Source organism: Pseudomonas sp. S37 (assembly GCF_016658545.1).
Lineage (GTDB): Bacteria > Pseudomonadota > Gammaproteobacteria > Pseudomonadales > Pseudomonadaceae > Aquipseudomonas.
On record NZ_JACVZC010000048.1, the window covers coordinates 1 to 20,039 of the forward strand.

At 62.9% G+C, this 20,039-nt stretch carries 19 protein-coding genes; 10 read left to right on the forward strand and 9 right to left on the reverse strand.

All coding sequences use genetic code 11. The features are described 5' to 3' along the window. Window positions 1–89 precede the first annotated feature (89 nt). Window positions 90–569, reverse strand: a complete 480-nt coding sequence (locus IAE39_RS15890) for a GNAT family N-acetyltransferase (RefSeq protein WP_201204018.1) — start codon at window positions 567–569, stop codon at window positions 90–92. 123 nt (window positions 570–692) lie between these two features. On the opposite strand from IAE39_RS15890, the gene IAE39_RS15895 reads away from it, so the two are divergent. The 6 genes from IAE39_RS15895 (at window position 693) to IAE39_RS15920 (ending at window position 5,683) form a co-directional block, all read left to right on the forward strand. Beyond that, the gene (locus tag IAE39_RS15895; RefSeq protein ID WP_201204020.1) at window positions 693–1,322 is read left to right on the forward strand and encodes a LysE family translocator; all 630 of its coding nucleotides are present in this window, start codon (window positions 693–695) and stop codon (window positions 1,320–1,322) included. A 21-nt stretch (window positions 1,323–1,343) separates the two neighbouring features. Continuing rightward, window positions 1,344–2,213, forward strand: coding sequence for an alpha/beta fold hydrolase (locus IAE39_RS15900; RefSeq protein WP_201204022.1), 870 nt, complete (start codon window positions 1,344–1,346; stop codon window positions 2,211–2,213). Window positions 2,214–2,291: 78 nt separating this feature from the next. After that, window positions 2,292–3,266 carry a hypothetical protein gene (locus IAE39_RS15905; protein WP_201204024.1) on the forward strand — a complete coding sequence of 325 codons (975 nt, stop codon included), beginning with the start codon at window positions 2,292–2,294 and terminating at the stop codon, window positions 3,264–3,266. A gap of 106 nt (window positions 3,267–3,372) precedes the next feature. Further along, entirely contained in the window at window positions 3,373–4,239 is an 867-nt protein-coding gene (locus tag IAE39_RS15910; RefSeq protein WP_201204026.1) for a pirin family protein, read from the forward strand. A 70-nt stretch (window positions 4,240–4,309) separates the two neighbouring features. Beyond that, the gene (locus IAE39_RS15915) at window positions 4,310–5,236 is read left to right on the forward strand and encodes a DNA-3-methyladenine glycosylase family protein (RefSeq protein ID WP_201204028.1); all 927 of its coding nucleotides are present in this window, start codon (window positions 4,310–4,312) and stop codon (window positions 5,234–5,236) included. 186 nt (window positions 5,237–5,422) lie between these two features. Further along, a complete protein-coding gene (locus tag IAE39_RS15920; RefSeq protein WP_201204030.1) occupies window positions 5,423–5,683 on the forward strand; it encodes a DUF1652 domain-containing protein in 261 nt (86 codons plus the stop codon). A gap of 126 nt (window positions 5,684–5,809) precedes the next feature. Here IAE39_RS15920 and IAE39_RS15925 read toward each other — a convergent pair whose 3' ends face one another. From IAE39_RS15925 to IAE39_RS15960, 8 genes are all read right to left on the reverse strand, one after another. After that, window positions 5,810–6,097: a hypothetical protein gene (locus IAE39_RS15925; protein WP_201204032.1), complete on the reverse strand. Its 288-nt coding sequence runs from the start codon at window positions 6,095–6,097 to the stop codon at window positions 5,810–5,812. 169 nt (window positions 6,098–6,266) lie between these two features. Beyond that, window positions 6,267–6,914 carry a DNA oxidative demethylase AlkB gene (gene alkB, locus IAE39_RS15930; RefSeq protein WP_201204034.1) on the reverse strand — a complete coding sequence of 216 codons (648 nt, stop codon included), beginning with the start codon at window positions 6,912–6,914 and terminating at the stop codon, window positions 6,267–6,269. A 226-nt stretch (window positions 6,915–7,140) separates the two neighbouring features. After that, window positions 7,141–8,586, reverse strand: coding sequence for a curlin (locus IAE39_RS15935; protein WP_201204037.1), 1,446 nt, complete (start codon window positions 8,584–8,586; stop codon window positions 7,141–7,143). 16 nt (window positions 8,587–8,602) lie between these two features. Then, a complete protein-coding gene (locus IAE39_RS15940; protein WP_201204039.1) occupies window positions 8,603–9,076 on the reverse strand; it encodes a curlin in 474 nt (157 codons plus the stop codon). 15 nt (window positions 9,077–9,091) lie between these two features. Further along, window positions 9,092–11,323 carry an Ig-like domain-containing protein gene (locus IAE39_RS15945; RefSeq protein ID WP_201204040.1) on the reverse strand — a complete coding sequence of 744 codons (2,232 nt, stop codon included), beginning with the start codon at window positions 11,321–11,323 and terminating at the stop codon, window positions 9,092–9,094. A 32-nt stretch (window positions 11,324–11,355) separates the two neighbouring features. Beyond that, window positions 11,356–12,684 carry a hypothetical protein gene (locus tag IAE39_RS15950; RefSeq protein WP_201204041.1) on the reverse strand — a complete coding sequence of 443 codons (1,329 nt, stop codon included), beginning with the start codon at window positions 12,682–12,684 and terminating at the stop codon, window positions 11,356–11,358. Window positions 12,685–13,040: 356 nt separating this feature from the next. Beyond that, on the reverse strand, window positions 13,041–13,868 hold the full coding sequence (locus IAE39_RS15955) for a phosphatase PAP2 family protein (RefSeq protein ID WP_201204042.1): 828 nt from the start codon (window positions 13,866–13,868) through the stop codon (window positions 13,041–13,043). A 2-nt stretch (window positions 13,869–13,870) separates the two neighbouring features. Further along, the gene (locus IAE39_RS15960) at window positions 13,871–14,560 is read right to left on the reverse strand and encodes a histidine phosphatase family protein (protein ID WP_201204043.1); all 690 of its coding nucleotides are present in this window, start codon (window positions 14,558–14,560) and stop codon (window positions 13,871–13,873) included. Window positions 14,561–14,820: 260 nt separating this feature from the next. On the opposite strand from IAE39_RS15960, the gene IAE39_RS15965 reads away from it, so the two are divergent. The 4 genes from IAE39_RS15965 to ptxS all read left to right on the forward strand — a co-directional run bounded on the left by IAE39_RS15965 (window position 14,821) and on the right by ptxS (window position 19,984). After that, a complete protein-coding gene (locus IAE39_RS15965) occupies window positions 14,821–15,561 on the forward strand; it encodes a gluconate 2-dehydrogenase subunit 3 family protein (protein WP_201204044.1) in 741 nt (246 codons plus the stop codon). Window positions 15,562–15,564: 3 nt separating this feature from the next. Next, a complete protein-coding gene (locus IAE39_RS15970) occupies window positions 15,565–17,349 on the forward strand; it encodes a GMC family oxidoreductase (RefSeq protein ID WP_201204045.1) in 1,785 nt (594 codons plus the stop codon). A gap of 12 nt (window positions 17,350–17,361) precedes the next feature. After that, window positions 17,362–18,609 (forward strand): cytochrome c, encoded by a 1,248-nt coding sequence (locus IAE39_RS15975; protein ID WP_201204046.1) that lies wholly within the window; start codon window positions 17,362–17,364, stop codon window positions 18,607–18,609. Window positions 18,610–18,964: 355 nt separating this feature from the next. After that, window positions 18,965–19,984 carry a transcriptional regulator PtxS gene (ptxS, locus tag IAE39_RS15980; RefSeq protein WP_201204054.1) on the forward strand — a complete coding sequence of 340 codons (1,020 nt, stop codon included), beginning with the start codon at window positions 18,965–18,967 and terminating at the stop codon, window positions 19,982–19,984. The last annotated feature ends 55 nt before the right edge of the window (window positions 19,985–20,039 follow it).

Genomic DNA, 20,039 nt, shown 5'->3' on the forward strand with positions numbered 1-20,039 from the left:
GAGCGGCTTTAGCCGCGAACACCGGCGCAGCCGGTGCCATGCACCGCGTCGGATTCTTCGCGGCTAAAGCCGCTCCCACAGGTACAGCGTCATCCGCGCGCAAACGCCGCCAGCTTCTCCCCATCCAACCGGTATCGCACCCACTCATCCTGCGCCTCGGCCCCAAGCTTCTGATAAAAGCCGATCGCCGGCTCGTTCCAGTCCAGCACGCTCCATTCCAACCGCCCGCAATTGTTCGCCACCGCCTCGCGGGCAATGTGCTGCAGCAACTGCCGGCCAGCGCCGTCACCGCGCTGCTCGGGGGTGACGTACAGGTCTTCCAGGTAAATGCCGTTGCGCCCCAGCCAGGTCGAGTAGCTGTAGAAGTACACGGCAAAGCCGATCGCCCGGCCATCGCGCTCGCAGATCAGGCTGTGCACCGTGCTGCCTGGGTCGAACAGGCTGTGCTCGATGTCGGCAAGGCTGGCAACCACTTCATGGCGGGCGCGTTCGTACTCGGCCAGCTCGGTGATGAAGGCCAGAATCTGCTCGGCATCGTTGCGAACGGCGGGGCGAATGGTGAGGCTCATGGGACGGCTTCCTTGATCCAGGGTAACGGTACAGTAATGTGTATCTACATAATTTAATAGAACTGTACCGGTCGCAGAAGAGAGCGACTCCGTTAGTGTGACAGCACCTATAAAGAAAGTGGAATGCCCGCCATGCTTGCCTCTGCCGACCTGCTGACCGCCTTCGTGCTGTTTGCCTTCGTGTCTTCGATCACCCCCGGCCCCAATAACACCATGTTGCTGGCCTCGGGGGTGAACTTCGGCGTGCGCCGCTCTATTCCCCATGCCTTGGGTATCAGCTGCGGTTTCATGGTAATGGTGCTGGCAGTCGGCCTGGGCCTGGGCGAGGTGTTCAAGGCCTGGCCGCCGTTGTATACGGTGCTGCGCTACACCGGTGCGGCTTACCTGCTGTACCTGGCCTGGAAGATTGCCACCTCCGGGCCGGTCGGCACGGCTTCTTCCAGTGCGCGCAAGCCGCTGGGCTTCTGGGGCGCGGCGGCGTTCCAGTGGGTCAACCCCAAGGCCTGGGTGATGGCGGTGGGGGCGATTACCACCTACACACCGGCACAAGGCTACGTCACCAACGTGATCGTCATTGCGGCCTTGTTCGCCTTGGTCAACCTGCCCAGCGTAGGGGTGTGGGTGATGTTCGGCAGCGCCTTGCGCAACCTGTTGCAGAACCCGCGCTGGCTGATGCTGTTCAATGTCCTTATGGCCCTGCTGCTGGTGATTTCACTGTACCCGCTGCTGTTTGTAGAATCGGCGTTTTCCTAGCTCTGCGAGTACAGCACGCCCATGCAGTTGATTCCCTGGTCCCACGAATGCGCCGAAGGTTTCACTTTGCGTGGCTGGCGAACCCCGGCCAGTGGCAAGCCGCTGCTGCATTTTCTGCATGGCAACGGCTTCTGCTGCCTGGCCTACCAGCCGTTGCTGATGCGCTTGGGCGAGCATTTCGACCTGTGGCTTTGTGATGTGCAAGGGCACGGTGACAGTGACCATGGCGGCGAGTTTCGTGGTTGGAACCGTACGGCGGCGCTGGCTGCGGAAGCCTTTGAAACAGGGCGGGGCGAGTATGCCGACGTTCCGCGGTTTGCTGTAGGGCATAGTTTTGGTGGCGTGCTCACCGGGCTGATATTGGCCAGCAACCCGCAGTTGTTCGCGCGTGCGGTGCTGCTCGACCCGGTATTGTTCAGCCGGCGCATGCTCGGCGTAATGGGCGCGGCCGCACTGGTCGGCCTGCACCAGCGCCATGCCCTGGCGCGCAAGGCTGCCAGCCGCCGCAGCCATTGGCCTGACCGCGAGGCGGCGCTGGCTTCGCTGCAAGGCCGAGGCATTTTCAAAGGCTGGACGGATGCGGCGCTGCAGGCCTATGTCGAGCATGCCATCGGTGATTGCGGCGAGGCGGTGGTCCTCAAGTGCCGGCCCAGCCGGGAAGTGGAAATCTTCAGCTCGTTCCCCAAGCGTATGTGGGCCAGCCTGGGCGCAATCAGTACACCGACCCGGGTGCTTTATGGCGAACACACTTACCCCTTCGTGCCACACTCGGTGAACCGCCTGGTGTCGCTCAACCGCCATGTCAGCGCGCAGCAGGTCGCCGGTGGGCACTGCTTCATGCAGGAAGACCCCGAGCAGTGTGCGCAAGAGGTGATTGCCTTCCTGCTGTGAGCTGCTGAGGGGTAGTTTTCCAAGCAGTGCACGTGTGCGGGTCGTCAGTACGCTTGGTTTTTTCCCGAGCAGACGCCAATGACCAACCACACCGCCCTGGAACCTCCTTATTTACGCAAGCGTTTTGAGTATTCATGCAAGGTCATTGATTCGCTACGCCACGCCATGAAAGAGACTGTTACACCCTTGGTAGGCCAGTCACCTTTGACTGTCGTTGCTGTCGGGTCTTATGGCCGGCGTGAAGCTTCGTGCGCATCGGACATCGATTTTTTTATTGTCCATGACGGTTGCCTGCCAGATGAACGGTTGGAGGCGATTCTGAATCAGGTCAACGCTCATATCCGCCCCCTCAGCCAGCGGGGTGAGAGCGACCATGCGAAATTCGGCAGGGATGCATTCTCGCTGTACTCCGGTTTGAGTAGTCACATGGGGTGGAAGCGTGAAAGCAGTACCGCGCTGACCCGGCGAATGCTGATGCTGCTCGAGGGCTGTTCACTGCTTGGGGATGCTGCACACGATCACTGGAAAAACGACCTTCTGCGCCGATACGTGCCTGACGAGCAAGGCAATGGGCTGTCGCGATTCATGCTCAATGATCTTGTGCGCTACTACCGGACCATGATGGCAAATTTTGAAGAGAAGAAGGCCGAAGGCAAGGCCTGGGGCGTACGTAACATCAAACTGCAGTTCTCTCGAAAACTGCTTTTCATAGGAGGCATCGTCGTGATCGCCGAGGCCTTTGGCTTACCTGCGCATGCAAAAGTCAGGCGGTTTGAATGCCTGTTGGCTCAAACGCCTTTGCAACGCCTGGCAACGATTGGCCAGTCCAATGTGCATACTGAACCGCTGTTCGAATGGTATGCCGTATTCCTGAAATTGATTTCTTCAGCCGAAAGTCGTCAGCACCTGGACCAGTTACCTGCTGCTCATGCATTGGCCGATCCGGTGTATCGCGAGATCAAAGCCATTGGGAACGCTTTTTCTGAAAAGCTCGAGCAGTGGTTGAGAGCGCAGTATCCGGGGCATCCAATCCTGCATGCGTTGTGTTTTTAACTGGCAGGCATTGTTCCGTTGGTGGAACGATTAGTGCTGTTTTTCCTGTCTACAGAGTTATTGTTGTCACTGATAAGGTTACCCTAACCGAGAGAGGAGCCTTCTCATGAAAAACATTCTGGGTATCCACCGCAGCCCTCACGCCCATTGGGTGGGTGATGGTTTCCCGGTGCGCAGCCTGTTCACCTACGACAACCTGGCCAGCCGCATCAGCCCGTTCCTGTTGCTGGACTATGCTGGCCCGCATGATTTCACCCCGACCAATGCGCGGCGTGGCGTTGGCCAGCACCCGCACCGTGGTTTCGAGACGGTGACCATCGTCTACCAGGGCGAACTGGAGCACCGCGATTCCACCGGCGCGGGTGGCTTGATCGGCCCCGGTGACGTGCAGTGGATGACCGCTGCCAACGGCATTATCCATGAAGAGTTCCATGCCCCAGCCTTTGCCCGCAGCGGCGGTACGCTGGAGATGGTGCAACTGTGGGTCAACCTGCCGGCGCGAGACAAGCGCGCAGCGGCCGGCTACCAGACGTTGCTGGCCAACGACATCCCGGTGGTGGCGCTGGATGCTGATGCCGGTAGCTTGCGAGTGATTGCCGGTGACTACCGTGGCCATCAGGGGCCGGCACGTACCTTTACCGCGATGGATGTCTGGGACCTGCGGCTGAACGCTGGCGCCAGCTTGCAACTGCCGGTGGCTGCCGGGCGCAATGCGGCGCTGGTGGTGCTGCGCGGTAATGTGCGGGTCAACGGCGAGCGCGAAGCCGGGCCGGCCAGCCTGGTGCTGCTTGACCGGGCGGGTGAAGGCGTCAGCGTGGAGGCGCTGGACGGTGCCAGCGTGCTGTTGCTCAGCGGTGAGCCGATCGATGAACCGATCGTTGGCTATGGCCCGTTCGTGATGAACAGCCAGGCGGAAATTGCCGAGTCGTTCGACGATTTCCATGCCGGGCGGTTCGGGCAGATGCAGGGCTGAAAAAGCCGGGGCTGCTTTGCATCGCGATTGGGGCGCAAAGCGCCCCCAGCTTTTCTGGCATTATTTACCTATGCCCAAACTCTCAACCCTGCACGCCGTGCGCCGATCATTCTCCAACCCCAGCCACCACACCCTGTGGCTGCGCTATCGCGCCCCTTATCACTGGCCCTCGACCCTGGCCTTCCTCGCCGCCCGCTGCATCCCCGGCATCGAAACCTTTGAAAACGGCACTTACCACCGCACCCTGACCGTCGCTGGCCACCACGCAATCTTGCGCGCTAGTCCAATGCACAACCAGCTGCGCGTGCACCTCGAAGGCATTCCTTCTTCGGCGCTTCCCGGCCTGATTGCCCGGCTGAGGCGGGTCTTCGACCTCGACGCCAACCCCGCGCTGATCAGTGCCGGGTTGTCCCAGGACCCCTTGATGGCAAGCTTGCTCGAACAGCGCCCAGGCCTGCGCGTACCCCAAGGCTGGGACGCCTGCGAACAAGCCATGCGCACCGTGCTGGGCCAGCAGATCAGCGTGGCGGGGGCCATGACCCTGGCCGGTCGCCTGGTGCAGCGCCATGGCGAACCGCTGCGTTTGCCTGCTCCAGGCCTGACCCACGTGTTCCCGCAACTGACCACCCTGGCCGGCGCGCAATTCGAGAACATGGGCATGCCCAAGGCGCGCGCCGCCACCCTCGGCACCATGGCCAATGCCTTGCTTGCCGAGCCTGAGCTGCTGCGCCCTGGGCAAGAACTGGACCCATTGCTGCGCAACCTGTGCCGGGTGAAAGGCATTGGCCCCTGGAGCGCGCATTACCTGGCGCTGCGCCAGGCAGGCGCCACCGATGCCTTGCCGCTGGGCGACGTGGCCCTGATCAAGGCGTTGCGCCTGCTGGAAGGCGAACAGGCGCAACTGGCCGAACGGGCCCTGGCCTGGCGACCCTGGCGAGCTTACGCGGCGCAGCACCTGTGGGCGTCACTGGGGCCCGCCGGGACCACTCGTCGTTAAGTTGGCCATTGCATTCGAACACTTGGCCCAGGCGGGCAATCTTCCACTAAGGTGCTAGAGGATTCCCCGCATGATCATTGCCCCGGCGCATGGACGCCTGCCCGGGCATGCGCAATATCAATTGGCGCCCCGCCCGACAAAGGCGTACTTCCACACAACAGGCCATCCCACAGAGAGGGTCGTACCATGTCGTTGATTGGAGTTTCGATGCTAGAGATGCGGCAGCTGATCGAACAGGCCTGCCTGCCAGATCGCTGTGAAGTCAGCTGCCCGGACGGCGCCAACCTGACCATCCGCCTGGGTCAGGGCCAGAGTCTCGAAGAGGGCGTGACCCTCAGCGGGGTCCCGCTGCAAAGCCTCAACAGTTGCCGTGACCTGGTCAACCTGGTGGGGCAGCTGCATACATTACAAGCCCGCCACCCGGCGCCACTCAAGGCCATTGCCTGAGTGCGCCACGCCGTGCCCCGGTCAGCCCAGGCTGGCCGGGCGCGTTCTCCGCAGGCCGTAGGCCCTTTTGCTAAGGAAACACCCCATGCTTGGCCGGTTCAACCGGGTTGGCTGCCATTGATCGGCTTACCGCAGCTCCACCAAAAGGTTCAGGCCGCCGTCGCCGCACTTGCCCAGGTCACGAACCACGCCGTGGTAACTGCGCCCGTCCCACATGAACGCCACGCTATGGGCGCGGTCGACCTTGTCGGGCAATGGTGGGCAGATATGCAGGCGCAGCGCTGGGCGGCCTTGCAGGTTGAGTGGGGCCAACTGGCACTGGCACTCGACGCTTTGCGCCACCGGGCCGAACAGGGTGTCGCGTACGTAATCAAGCTGCAGCGAAGCATTGGGCGCGCGGCCGGGCATCTTCATCGCTGCACGGCTCCGTGGCTAAGGCTTTTAGGGCAGGGCGGGTTAGGCATGGCAGGCTCCTGGCAAGGGACGGTGCGACTTATCTTTTGAAGCTTGCCTGACCAAGATGTTCAACGTGTTTCATGTACGTTCATCAAGAGCGCGCCAGCAGGACGATTGCTGACCGTGCTCAAGTGCCTGCCTTGCGCAAGGTCAGGTTGATCCGTCGTTCACCCAGGCGCGGATGCACGCCGGGCTTGATGGGCTGCACGCCATGGAAGCGCAAGCGGTCTTCGCCACCCCAGACCAGCACATCGCCGTGGCTGAGCGGAATGCGCCGGGCCTTGTCGGCGCGCTGCAGGCCGCCGAACAGAAATATTGCCGGCAGGCCCAGCGATACCGACACGATCGGCTGGGTGAAGTCCTGCTCGTCGCGGTCCTGGTGCAGGCTCAGGCGGGTGCCGGGCAGGTAATGGTTGACCAGGCAGGCATCCGGGACGAAGCCGTCGAAACCGGCAATGGCGGCGGCGCGGGCGGCCAGGGCGAGCAGAACAGGGGGCAGGGCGGGCCAGGGTTGGCCGCTGAGCGGGTCGTTGGGGCTGTAGCGGTAGCCATGTTCGTCGCTGACCCAGCCCAGTGCACCGCAGTTGCTCAGGCCAACCGCCATGCGCAGGCCACCTGGCGTGTGCATGTGCCGAAACGGCGCAGCGCGCAGCACCAGGCGCAGGGCGTCGAGCAGCGGTTCGATCTCGGCCAGGGCGAAACCGGGCAACAGCACGGTATGGCTGGCCAGGCGTTGCGGCTGGGGGCCGAACAGGTCGAGGTCGGACTGGATCATGGGATAGGTTTCGGGTTGGGTGAACCCATTGTAATGCGCTTGGCAGGTCTGGCCTATTCGCGGGTGAACCCGCTCCCACAGGAGTACCACAGGTCCGAAATCCCAGTGTTCACTGTGGGAGCGGGTTTACCCGCGAAGAGGCCAGAAGAAAAAATGCACACGGCGCAGGAAAAAAAGGAACCGCGGCACCAGGGAGAGGAGCACCGCGGTTCAAGGGGGGAGACGCTTACTTCTGGGTCACAGTGGCCAGGTTCGTGCTGCCCAGCTGGGTGATGGTGGCGGTTTGGGCCATACCGCTCTGGTCGACGATCGCCCTGTTGCCCTGGCCTCCCTGGGTCACGTAGGCGACGTTCATGCTGTCAGCTTGCTTGATGTTGGCGTCGTTGCCGCTACCGTACAGCTGGTTGGTGGTGCTCTGGTTGCTGTAGCCGGACTGGTCCAGGGTGATGGAGTTGCCGGTGCCCTGGCTGTTGCCGTAGGCGTAGTTGTCGGTACCGCGCTGGTCGGCGATCAGGATGTTGTCGGTGCCGTTCTGTTCGAAGTACAGCTCGTTGTTGCTGTCGGCCTGTTTGGTCTGCATCTGGTTGCCAGTGCCTTTCTGGTTAAGCGTAGCAACGTGGTTTTCGCCGTTCTGGGTCAGGTTGACGCCGTTGCCATTACCGTTCTGGTTGATGGTGGCTTTCTGGTTGGTACCGAACTGGCCGCCCATCTTGGCGCCTTTCCAGTTGCTGGCGGTGATGGTGTTGCCGTTGCCTTTGGTGTTGATGGTGAGGTTGAGGTTTTCACCGTTCTGGTAGGTGAAATGCAGGTTGTTGTTACCCGTCTGGCTGATGGTGGTGTTCGAGTTGTTGGTCTCGAACTGGTCGGACCAGCTGGCGTTGGCCTTGCCCTGTTGCGACAGGCTGACTTTGTTGTCGCTGCCGAAACTCTGGTCGATCATGCCTTCGTTGAGCTGGCCGGACTGGGTCACGGTTGCCTGGCTGCCAATCTGGGTGTCTTGCCACACTTCCACCGAGTTGCCGGTGCCGTACTGGCCGATGCCGATGGTGCCGCCGGTGCCATCACGCTGGTCGCCATAGGCGAAGTTGTCGCGGCCGTCCTGATAGACCTGGATGTCGCCGTCGATGTGGTTCAGGTGTTCGGCAGCCGCGTAGTTGCCCTGGCCGGCCTGGTTGATGGTGCTCTTGTTGTTGAGGCCACCGAAGGTCTGCTCGATGAAGGCTTCGTTGCGCTGGCCGGATTGCAAGGTGGTGGCCTTGCTGCCGTCCTGGCCGTCCTGCCATACGGTCGATTTGTTTTCGCTGCCCTGCTGGGTTTGCTCAGCCTGGTTGTTCATGCCCAGCGACTGGCTGGCGAAGGCATCGTTGTAAGAGCCGCCGGCCTGCTGGGTGATCTGGCTGCCGTTCTCGAACAACTGCTCGGCGTAGCCGGCGTTGTACGAACCGGTCGCGGTCTGCTTGATATCGCTGGTGCTTTCGGTCTGCACCGCCAGGTGGTTGTGGCCCTTGCCGGTCTGGTTCTGTGTGGCCGAGGCGAAGGAGGCCTGGGTCTGGCTGACTTCGGCGATGTTTTCCTTACCGTCCTGGGTCTGGGACGAGGTGCTGTCTGCAGCCATGGCCTGACCTGCGAGGGCCAGGACGATAGCGGCACTTAAAGGGGCGAGCTTGTACATGGTGGTGCCTCCAGGTCTATCGGTATTGGGTGATCTGAACATGCTGGCCATTGCCGGCCTGGGTCACGGAGCTGTTGAGGCCCGTGCCGGACTGCACGATGCTGGCGCTGTTGTCGTTGCCGATCTGTTCGATGGCTGCACTGTTGCTGCTGCCGCTTTGGCGGATCGACGCGCTGTTGCCATTTCCCTGCTGGCTGATGCTGGCCATCAGGTCACTGCCTTCTTGCAGGATGTACGCCTCCTGCGCGCCACCGGCCTGGACGATACGGCCCAACAGGGCCTGGCCGTTCTGGTCGAGCGCGGCGCGGTTGCCTGCCCCTTGCTGCTCGATCACCGCAGCCTGGCCGGCGCCGACCGGGAGCAGGCGGATGATCACCGGGTCACCGAGGTCGTTGCCGGGCGCGAGGTCGGCATTGTCCATCAGGTCGTCGGCCCAACTGGCCTGGCCCACCAGGGCCAGGCTGAGCAGCAATGGGTACAGGCATTTCATGGCGTTACCCCGCCTTTACTGCACGACCACGTTGACGGTGCGGGTGGTACCCGGGCTGGTGGTGATGGTCGCCGTCGGCGCGGCGGTCGGGATCACCGTGGTGCTGTTGCTGACTGCCAGGCGCCAGCGGCCCGTCACCGGTACCGTAGCGGTGCCCAATGTCTGCACCCCGGTGGTGGTGGTTACCCTGACGGTGACGACGTTGCCGGTCGTGACCGAAGAGGTACCGCTGATGTCCCAGTTGTAACGGTTGTTGGAGCGCGCCGTGACCGTGGCTGCGGTGACCGCGAAGGTTTCGGCGGCAGGCCGTGGCGACACGTTGACGGTGACGGTGCCCGGGGTGGACAGCGCCCCCAGCGAGTCACGTGCCTGGTAGGTGAAGGTGGTGGTAAAGGCCGCGGTTACCGTGGCCGGTGGGGTGTAGGTCACGGTGGTGCCGTCGGTGCTGACGGTGCCGCGCCCGGCAGCCGGCTGGGTGACGGCGGCCACGCTCAGCGGCACGTTGCCTTCCGGGTCGGTATCGTTGGCCAGTACGTTGATGGTCAATGGCACGCCCAGGGTGGCGACGGTTTCAGGGTTGGCGGTTGGTGACTGGTTAGGCGCGACGTTGATGGTGACCGTGGCCGGTTCCGACTTCAGGCCCTTGGCATCCATCGCCCGATAGCTGAAGGTGGCCACCAGCGGTTGCGTGGCCCCGGCTGGCGGGGTGTAGGTAACCGAGGTGGTGCCATTGAGCACTACGCCGCCAAGGCCGGTGCCGGGCTGGGTCAGGTCGCTGATGGTCAGCGGCACGTTGCCGTCCGGGTCGCTGTCGTTTTGCAGCAGGTTGAGGGTGATCGGCACGCCGACGCTGGTGCTGCCGATATCGGCCTGGGCCAGCGGTGGCTGGTTGGCCGCTTCGACCGGGGCGTTGCCGACCACGATCACCGGTTCGACATCGCTGCCGCCGTGCGCCGACTTGACCGTCACGGTGGCCGGTGGCTGCGCCACGTCGTTGACGGTCAGGCTTTGCAGCGTGCCCGACTTGGACATGCGGCCATAGCCTTGAGCGAGCAGGTCCGGGATCGCCACTTCATCGCTGGAGCGGGCTTCGATCAGCAACCGTTTGTTGGCCCAGTCGTAGCGGGCAGTGCTCACCTTGACCACGTCGATGAGCTTGCTCGACAGCGCAGTCGGCTGGGTGCCGGCCGCAGTGTTGCTGGCGGTGACCACCACCACGGCAGGCGGTACGGCCTGGCTGAACTGCTGGCTGAAGAACAGGCCATTGTTGTCTGCAGTCAGGTTGAACTGGCAGGGCGAGGGCGGTGTTCCGATCAGTGCCAGGCCATTGCGCATGCACAGGCTGGCCTCTTTGGGGGCCTTGGCGAACACTTCCACCCGAGTGCCGGTACCGTTGCGCGAATACGTGGCGCGTTCCAGGGTAACCGGGGTTTGTGCGCGTTGGTCGAGTACCTTGCCCGAAACGGTAAACAGCGCGGTCTCGATGCGCCCGGGTGGGCCGTCGATGCGGATGAAGTTGGTGTTGAACGGGCTGCCGAGCACCGCTTCCGGGCGGTTGGGGTCACCGATGAAGGTTTCGGTGGCACCCGTGTCCGGGTTGACCTCGGTATAAGGCCCGCCAACCCCGCGCAACCATGGGCCGAGCGCGCCGTTCAGCGCCCCGGTGAAGTTGCCCGGCGCGCCGATGCCGATATCGCGGGTGATGTTGATTGCCCGCCGGCCCGGCGTGGTGACGTTGACTGTCTCGACACCGTAGGGGTGGGTAATCGTATACACGCCGGCACGCGGTACCGAGACGCGGATGCGGATGCGGGCGAAGCTTTGCTGGTCGCCGTCAACCGGGTTTTCGGCGGCAAAGGCGGCTTCCAGGCCGGCAACGTAGGCGTCCAGCTCATAGCCACTGTTGCCGACGGCCGGGATGGTGGCTTCAGCCAGGAACCAGAACATCTCTGGCGGCCAGTTATCGGGGAATACCAACGGCAGGGCGTCATCGTAGATGCCCGGCTCCGGCAGCAGGGTACACATGTAGGAGGGCGCGGCCGGCGTGCCCGGAACCCGGGTACTGGTAGCGCGTGACTGGCACAGCTCCAGGGACTGGTTGAGGCCGTCCTTGTACCACATCGGGTAGCCGCCGGTGGCGAAGGTGTAGGGCCCCGGGTCGACTTCAGACAGCGCGGCAAAGGCGGCGCTGGTGACGGTGAGGGAGAAACCGGCGGCCAACAGCGCACGGCGCGACCAAGTGTTCATGCTGCCTCCTTGAAGGCTGAGCCTTTGTCTGTTCATGGCACCAGCACCACGTCTTCGGTGTCGCTACCACCATTGGCGCTGGTGACCTGCACTTTGGCCGGCGGTATCGGCGACAGAGAGGTGCTCAGTGTCTTCACTGCACCATTGCCGCTGAGGTTGCCGATCAACGCACCGTTGCCGGTGTGCGCGGTGAGCACGGGCGGTGAGGTTTCGTCGCTGGTGCTGGCCACCAGGGTCAGCTCGCCGGTGGACAGGCGGTACTGGGCCTGGGTGATGGTGACCAGGTCGGTCAGCGGCAGGTTGCTGGTGGTCAGGCTGCTGGTGGGGATCGCCACGCTGTTGTCGGCGGTCAGGGTAACGATGGTGCCGGCTGCCGGGTTGAGCACCGACTGGGCGTACCAGGCGCCGGTGCCATTGGCCTCGGTGAGGTTCAGGTTGGGCGTTTGGCTGGTCAGGGTGACGCTGGCCGGTGGTGGCGGGGCCATTACGAAGATGTCTTGCTGCGCCCGCAGGTCGCCGTTTTCGTTGTGCCGCGAATAGGTACTGCGTTGAGGCATCAGCGGGGTTGGCAGGGCGACGGTCGAGAGCTTGCCCGAGATCGCGAACAGCTCGGTGCGCAGGTCGATGCCGCCGGGGCCTTCGATGCGCACGAAGTTGGTGTTGAACGGGCTGCCGGTTACCCGCTCTTCAAGGTTCGGGTCGCCGATGAAGCGTTCGTTGCCCTCGGTGTACGGCCCGTTGACACTGCGCAGGAACGGCCCGACATCACCCTTGAGCGCGCCGCTGAAGTCGCCGGCGCCGGCAATGCCGATGTCGCGGGTCATGTTGATTGCCCGGCGCCCGGCGGCAGGCACGTCGAACACTTCGACGCCGTAGGGGTGGGTGACCACGTAGGTACCGGCGGTTGGCACATCGACCCGGATGCGTACCCGGGCGAAGCTGACCTGGTCGCCTTCGACCGGTTCTTCTGCGGCGAATGCCGCTTCGATCGCCGTGCCGTAGCTTAGATCGATGCCACGGGCGGCGTCGACGATAGCGGCGTCGGCAGTGAACCAGAAGGCTTCGTCAGGGAAGTTGGTGGGGAACACGATGGGTTGTGTGTCGTCGAACACGCCGGGCGTTGGCAACAGCGTGCACATGTACGATGGCGCGCCGGGGGCGCCGGCGACCCGTGAGCTGACGGCCTTGGTCAGGCACAGGTCGAGGGTACGACCGTGACTGTCCTGGTACCAGGCGGGGAAGCCGCCGTTAGCGGGGACGTAAGCGCCTGGATCGACAGCATTCAAGGCAGCCTGCGCCGGTAGCTGGAGCATGCCGGCGAAAATGGCCACTGCCAGCGGGTGGGGTATCGGTCGGTGCATGAGTCAATTCCTCCTGCAAACGGGCCCATGGACTTGGGGCGTCTGGGAGGTAATCGGCAAGAGCTGTGCCAACAGCTGAAAATTGCGTTGCAGCCCCTGTGGCACAAGGGCTCCAGATTGTCAGCGGGGCGTTTACCCGATCGTTGTCGGTGGGCAGCGTTCCCCCAAGGTTGGGGGATTGGGGTAGGGGTTTGCAACCCAGTCAGGAGCGCTTTTTGCGGTCCGTGTGGGAGCGGCCTTGCGTCGCGTTCGGGCCGCAAAGCGGCCCCTCGATTTCAGCGTCACCGCCGCTATCGCCGGGGCTGCTTTGCAGCCCGATCGCGACGCAAGGCAGCTCCCACAGAGTCCGTGTCAACTCAAAGAGTTGCAATGCGTTCCATGCGGGCGGCCTTGTGCCGCGATGGGTTGCTCTGCGGCGCCTGCAATGCCACACGCCCATAGAAGAACAGCGCAGTAACCCAGGTGGTCAACCAGACAAAGATGCCGGCCCAGAAGGTATGGGACATGTAGTGCCAACCCTGCAGTACCCGGGTGGTGCCATACACCATTCCAATCAGCAGAATCGCTACCAGCAACTTGCGCGCATGCGCCCAGCGGTGGCGCAGGGCCACGAAGTACAGCGCCAGCAAGGTAAACCCGCTGGAGGCATGGCCGCCCGGCCAGCAGCGGCCATCGCCGGCCTTGCTCCACAAGGAGAAGTTCTCGAACCATTCCACCCGGGCGTGTGAACCCCCGTACAGCGTGGTTTCCACCGGGCAATACACGCTGGTATGGCTTTTCAGGTAGTGAATCACGGTAGTGCTCAGGGCAAACGCCACCACCACGAACAGCAGGTCGCGGCGGTGTCGAGTGGTAAAGCGCAGCAGGGGGGCGATGCGGGCCTTTTCCATAAGCCTTGTCAGGCCCAATTGCGGGCGCTTGGCCAGGCGCGGCCAGATGAACGACAGCAAGCTGCCGATCACGGCCAGTTCACCGGTCCAGTCCGGCAGGATCCGTGGCCATTTGTGGGTGACTGTCTCGAACCACTGGTTGTGCAACAGCGGGAACTGGCCCGTAGCCGGGTCAAGCAGCAGGTTGCTGATCCAGCGATCAAGTTCTGTGAGGTCGAAGGCCATGAACACGATGGCGGCCAGCAACAGCGGCAGCAGCAGGTTGTTGCGGTAGAAGGTCGCGCGGGAGGGCATGTTCAGAGTTCCTTGGCAGCTACGAGTTTGCGCCATTCACTGGCAGGCATCTGGCCCAGTAGCCTGGTTTTGCCATCGCTGCCCTGGCTGATGAACAGGGCGCTGGCGTAACTGTTCGGTGTTGCGCTGGCGGGCACATGCAGTGCCTGTTCCAGTTGTTCCATGCAGCCGCTGTGGCTCACCAGCACCAGATTCTGGCCGTTGCGTTTGTGGGCAAAGGCATTGTCGGCAAAGTGCGCGTCACACTGATTAAGCCAGTCCTGCGTGGCAATGGCCTTACCGAACATGGCTTGTGCAGTCTGCCGGGTACGTACTTCCGGGCTGGCCCATACATCAGCCTTATCCAGGCCAAGTTGTTGCAGGCCGTGGCCTACGTCGGAGGCCACCCGGCTGCCGGCAACCGTGATACCGCTCGGGTCACCCAGGCAGGCGCCGCGCGAGCGGTCGCAGCGTTCGGCGTGGCGCAGCACGACAGTCACCAGGCCTTTCGCCCAGTCGGCACGCAGACCGCTGCTATGCAGGTACTGCGGGTTACCAAGGTTGGGGACGGCAGAGCGGGTATGCGCCCAGGCCGCTGTCACCACCAGCGCCAATAGCAGGCACAGCGTTGCGATCAATGCCCTGCGTGTGGGTAAGCGCAAGGCAGGGGTAAGCCTGTGGTTCGGGGAATTCTCGATGACGCCTTGCAACATGTGCCACTCCTGTCTGCTCGTTGGTTTGGCGAGCGTCGGCACTTTAGGCGGCGGGATGTCAGCAGAGAGTGACCTGAATGTGAAAAAAGCCTTGTGGCCCGACATCATCCAGATGGCATACAAGTCAAGTATGAAACCGGTTTCAAAACATTTCTGAACACGCTAGATTATTCGGCTGTCTTCTTGATGGCCTATCAAGATCACCCCTTGAAAACCAGATGGCGCTTATCAAGGCCGCCCGCAGCCGATGAGGATTCACCATGCCTGAGCATGCCCCAGACAACCCGCGCAGGGACTTCCTGCGCAAGACCCTGACCTTGATCCCGGTCGTGACCGTAGCCAGCACCGGGCTTGGCGCAGGGGCCAGCCAACTGCTGGCAGCCCCACAGCAGGCGCCGAATGTGCCGGCCACGCCACCAGTGGGCAACTATCAGCCAACGTTCTTCAGTGCCGAAGAGTGGGCCTTCGTCCAGGCGGCGGTGTCCCGCATCATTCCGGCAGACGCGCTTGGCCCCGGGGCACTGGAGGCCGGTGCTGCCGAATTCATCGACCGGCAGATGAACACCCCCTACGCGACCGGCGCGCAGTGGTACATGCAAGGCCCGTTCAACGCCGACGCCGCGCCGGAGCTGGGCTACCAGTTGCAGCTCAGCCCACAACAGATCTACCGCCTGGGCATCGCAGCCGTGGACGGCTGGTGCAAAGCCAACGGCGGGCAAGTTTTTGCTGCACAAGATAGCGCTACCCGGGACCGTATTCTCAGCAAAGTCGAAGCTGGAGAGCTGGTTTTCGACACGGTCCCGGCCAAGGTGTTTTTCAGCCTGCTGGTGCAGAACACCCGCGAAGGGTTCTTCTGCGACCCGATCCATGGTGGTAACAAAGGCATGGTCGGCTGGACCCAGATCGGCTTCCCCGGCGCCCGCGCCGATTTCATGGACTGGGTCGAGCGCAACGAGCCTTACCCGTTCCCGGCGGTATCGATTCGCGGCGAGAGGGCCTGAGGCATGGCGACTGTGTTGAACAAAGTGGATGCCGTGATCGTCGGTTTCGGCTGGGCCGGCGCGATCATGGCCAAGGAGCTGAGCGAAGCCGGCCTGCAGGTGGTGGCGCTGGAGCGCGGGCCGATGCAGGACACCTACCCGGAAGGCAGTTACCCGGAGGTCATCGATGAGCTGACTTACAGCGTGCGCAAGAAGCTGTTCGTCGATGTATCGAAAGAGACCGTCACCATTCGCCATAGCGTGAACGACGTGGCACTGCCCAATCGCCAGCTGGGTGCCTTCCTGCCGGGCAAGGGCGTGGGCGGTGCGGGCCTGCACTGGTCGGGTGTGCATTTCCGGGTCGACCCGGTCGAGTTGCGCCTGCGCAGCCATTACGAAGAGCGCTACGGGCGCAAGTTCATCCCCGAAGGCATGACCATCCAGGACTTTGGCGTCAGCTATGAAGAGCTGGAACCGTACTTCGACTTCGCCGAAAAAGTCTTCGGCACTTCTGGCCAGGCCTGGACCGTCAACGGCCAGTTGGTGGGTGAAGGGCAGGGCGGCAACCCCTATGCGCCGGACCGCTCCAACCCGTTCCCGCTGCCCGCGCAAAAGAACGTGGTTTCGGCCAGGTTGTTCGAAAAGGCCGCCAGCAGCCTGGGCTACAAGCCCTACAACCTGCCATCGGCCAATACCTCGGGGCCGTACACCAACCCGTACGGGGCGCAGATGGGACCGTGCAACTTCTGTGGGTTCTGCAGCGGCTACGTGTGCTACATGTACTCCAAGGCCTCGCCCAACGTGAACATCCTGCCGGCGCTGCGCCAGGTGCCGAATTTCGAGCTGCGGCCCAACGCCCATGTATTGCGGGTGAACCTGGACGACAGCAAGCGCAAGGCCACTGGCGTGACCTACATCGATGCCCAGGGGCGCGAAGTGGAACAGCCGGCGGAGCTGGTGATCCTGGCGGCGTTCCAGTTCAACAACGTGCGCCTGATGCTGCTTTCCGGCATCGGCAAGCCCTATGACCCGGTCAGCAACGAAGGGGTGGTCGGGCGTAACTTCGCCTATCAGAACATGGGCACGGTCAAGGCGTTCTTCGACAAGGACACCTACACCAACAACTTCATCGGTGCCGGTGGCAACGGCATTGCCATCGACGACTTCAATGCCGACAACTTCGACCATGGCCCGCACGGCTTCATCGGCGGCTCGCCGATGTGGGTGAACCAGGCCGGCAGCCGGCCGATTGCCGGTACTGCCAACCCGCCGGGTACGCCGGCCTGGGGCAGCGCCTGGAAGAAGGCCACGGCCGACTACTACACCCATCAGGTGTCGATGGACGCCCATGGTGCCCACCAGTCCTACCGTAGCAATTACCTGGACCTCGACCCGACCTACCGCGATGCCTACGGCCAACCGCTGTTGCGCATGACCTTCGACTGGCAGGAAAACGACATCAGGATGAACCAGTTCATGGTCGCCAAGCTAAGCAAGATTGCCCAGGCGATGAACCCCAAGGCCATTGCCGTGCTGGGCAAGCAGGTCAACGACCACTTCAATACCGCCAGCTACCAGACCACCCACCTGAACGGCGGCGCGATCATGGGCACCGACCCGAAAACCAGTGCGCTTAACCGCTACCTGCAAAGCTGGGACGTGCACAACGTGTTCGTCCCGGGCGCTTCGGCGTTCCCTCAAGGGCTGGGGTACAACCCGACCGGGCTGGTGGCGGCGCTGACTTACTGGTCGGCCCGTGCCATTCGCGAGCAGTACCTGAAAAACCCCGGCCCACTGGTCCAGGCTTGAGGAGCGATGAGCATGAAGACAATGTTGATCGCAACCCTGCTGCTGGGTACCAGCGCGGCTGCACAGGCCGCTGTCAATGACGATGCACAGGTGCGCCAGGGCGAATACCTGGCCCGTGCCGGTGACTGTGTGGCTTGCCATACCGCCAAGGGCGGCAAGGCCTTTGCCGGTGGCCTGCCGATGGAAACGCCAATTGGCACCGTGTACTCCACCAACATCACCTCGGCGGCCAGCGGCATCGGCCACTACAGCTTCGAAGATTTCGACCGGGCCGTGCGCAAAGGCATTGGCAAGGACGGCAGCACCCTGTACCCAGCCATGCCATACCCGTCGTACGCGCGGGTCAGCGAGCAGGACATGCAGGCGCTGTACGCCTATTTCATGAAAGGCGTCGAGCCGGTCGAGCAGCCGAACAAGGCCACTGACATCCCTTGGCCGCTGAGCATGCGCTGGCCGTTGTCGATCTGGCGTGGCCTGTTCGCCCCAGAGGCCCAGCCCTGGCAGGCTTCAGCGGCAGCCGACCCGGTGGTGAACCGCGGTGCGTACCTGGTCGAAGGCCTGGGGCATTGTGGCGCCTGCCATACGCCGCGGGCGCTGACCATGCAGGAGAAGGCGCTCAGCCCTGCTGATGGCGAACAGTTCCTGGCGGGCAGTGCACCGCTGGAAGGCTGGATTGCCAAGAACCTGCGGGGTGACCACAAGGACGGGCTGGGCAGCTGGAGCGAAGCGCAACTGGTGCAGTTTCTCAAGACCGGGCGCAGCGATCGCAGTGCGGTGTTCGGCGGCATGAGCGATGTGGTCGAGCACAGCATGCAGCACCTGACCGATGCCGACCTGACCGCGATCGCCCGTTACCTGAAGACCCTGCCGCCGAGCAACCCCGATGACCAGCCGCATGTGTACGACAAGCAGGTGGCGGATGCGCTGTGGAAGGGCGACGACAGCAAGCCTGGTGCGGCGGTGTACATCGACAACTGCGCCGCCTGCCACCGTACCGACGGCCAGGGCTATACCCGCGTGTTCCCGGCGCTGGCCGGTAACCCGGTGGTGCAGACGGCGGATGCTACGTCGTTGATCCACGTGGTACTCACGGGCGGCACGGTCCCGGCGACGCACACCGCGCCGTCGAACTTCACCATGCCGGCGTTTGGTTGGCGCCTGAGTGACCAGGAGGTGGCAGAGGTGGTGAACTTCATCAGGAGCAGTTGGGGTAACCAGGGCGATGCCGTCACGGCGAGCGATGTGAAATCGCTGCGCTAACTCGATCAAATGTAGGAGCGGGTTCACCCGCGAATACGATGGTGCATGTACCGACGCTTTCGCGGGTAAACCCGCTCCCACAGGATCGCTGTGCTTACACCACGCGTTCAGGCTGCACTCGATCAAATGTAGGAGCGGGTTCACCCGCGAATGCGTCGGTACATGCACCATCGCATTCGCGGGTAAACCCGCTCCTACATTATTCTCTATATTTATCATATAGATATGTTTAATACTTCACGTTCATTCTCATAATCTGCAGCTGCTCTCGATCAACAGCAGCTTGACGAATTCCAAAAATATTGCTGTATTGAAACCGGTTTCATCGCTATCACAACAATCATAAGGACAGCCCATGACCGACGCGCCTGCCCATGCCCGCGAACGGGTCACCATCAGCGAAGTTGCGCGTGTCGCTGGCGTATCCAAAGCCACCGTCTCCCGCTATATCGGTGGCGACCGGCAGTTGCTGGCCGAAGCCACGGCCAAGCGCCTGGAAGAGGTGATCGAACGCCTCGGCTACCGCCCCAACCAGATGGCCCGCGGCCTGAAGCGCGGTCAGACACGACTGATCGGCATGCTGGTAGCCGATATCCTCAACCCCTATTCAGTGGCCGTGATGCATGGTGTGGAAACCGCCTGCCGCCAGCACGGTTACAGCCTGGTGGTGTGCAACACCAACCGTGACGACGAGCAGGAGCGGCACCATCTGGTGGCCCTGCAGAGCTACAACGTAGAAGGCCTGATCGTGAACACCCTCGGCCACCACCCGGGTGAACTGCTCAACCTGCAGCGTGATATCCCCATGGTGCTGGTCGACCGCCAGCTGCCCGAGCTGAATGTTGACCTGGTCGGCCTGGACAACGCTGACGCGGTCGAACAGGCCCTTGACCACCTGCAGGCCCAGGGCTACCGCGACATTCTCGCGGTCAGTGAACCGCTTGATGGCACCAGCTCGCGCCTGGAGCGGGTGCAGGCCTTCGGCGCCTCGGTCAACCGGCGCGCGGGTATGCGCCAGCAGGTGCTGGAAACCGGCGCCGGGCTGGCGGGGCAGTTGGCCGCGTTCCTGAACAGCCGTGGCCATGGTCCGCAGGCTATTTTCACCTTCAACGGCGTCGCCACCCTGGCGGTTACCCGCGCCTTGCACGAGGCCAGGTGCAACCTGTTTGCCGACGTCGGCCTGATCGCCCTCGACGATCTCGACTGGTACCCCTTGGTCGGCAATGGCATCACTGCCCTGGCGCAGCCTACCGAGCGAATCGGTGTGGCGGCTTTCGAAAGCCTGCTCGGTCGCTTGCGTGGCGACAGCGGGGCAGCCCGGCGCATCGATTTCAAGGCCAACCTGGTCATCCGCGGTTCAACCCAACCCCAATAAGCGACAGCAGGCCAGTGCCTGTTGCTGCTGAGTAAAAATGAAACCGGTTTCATAA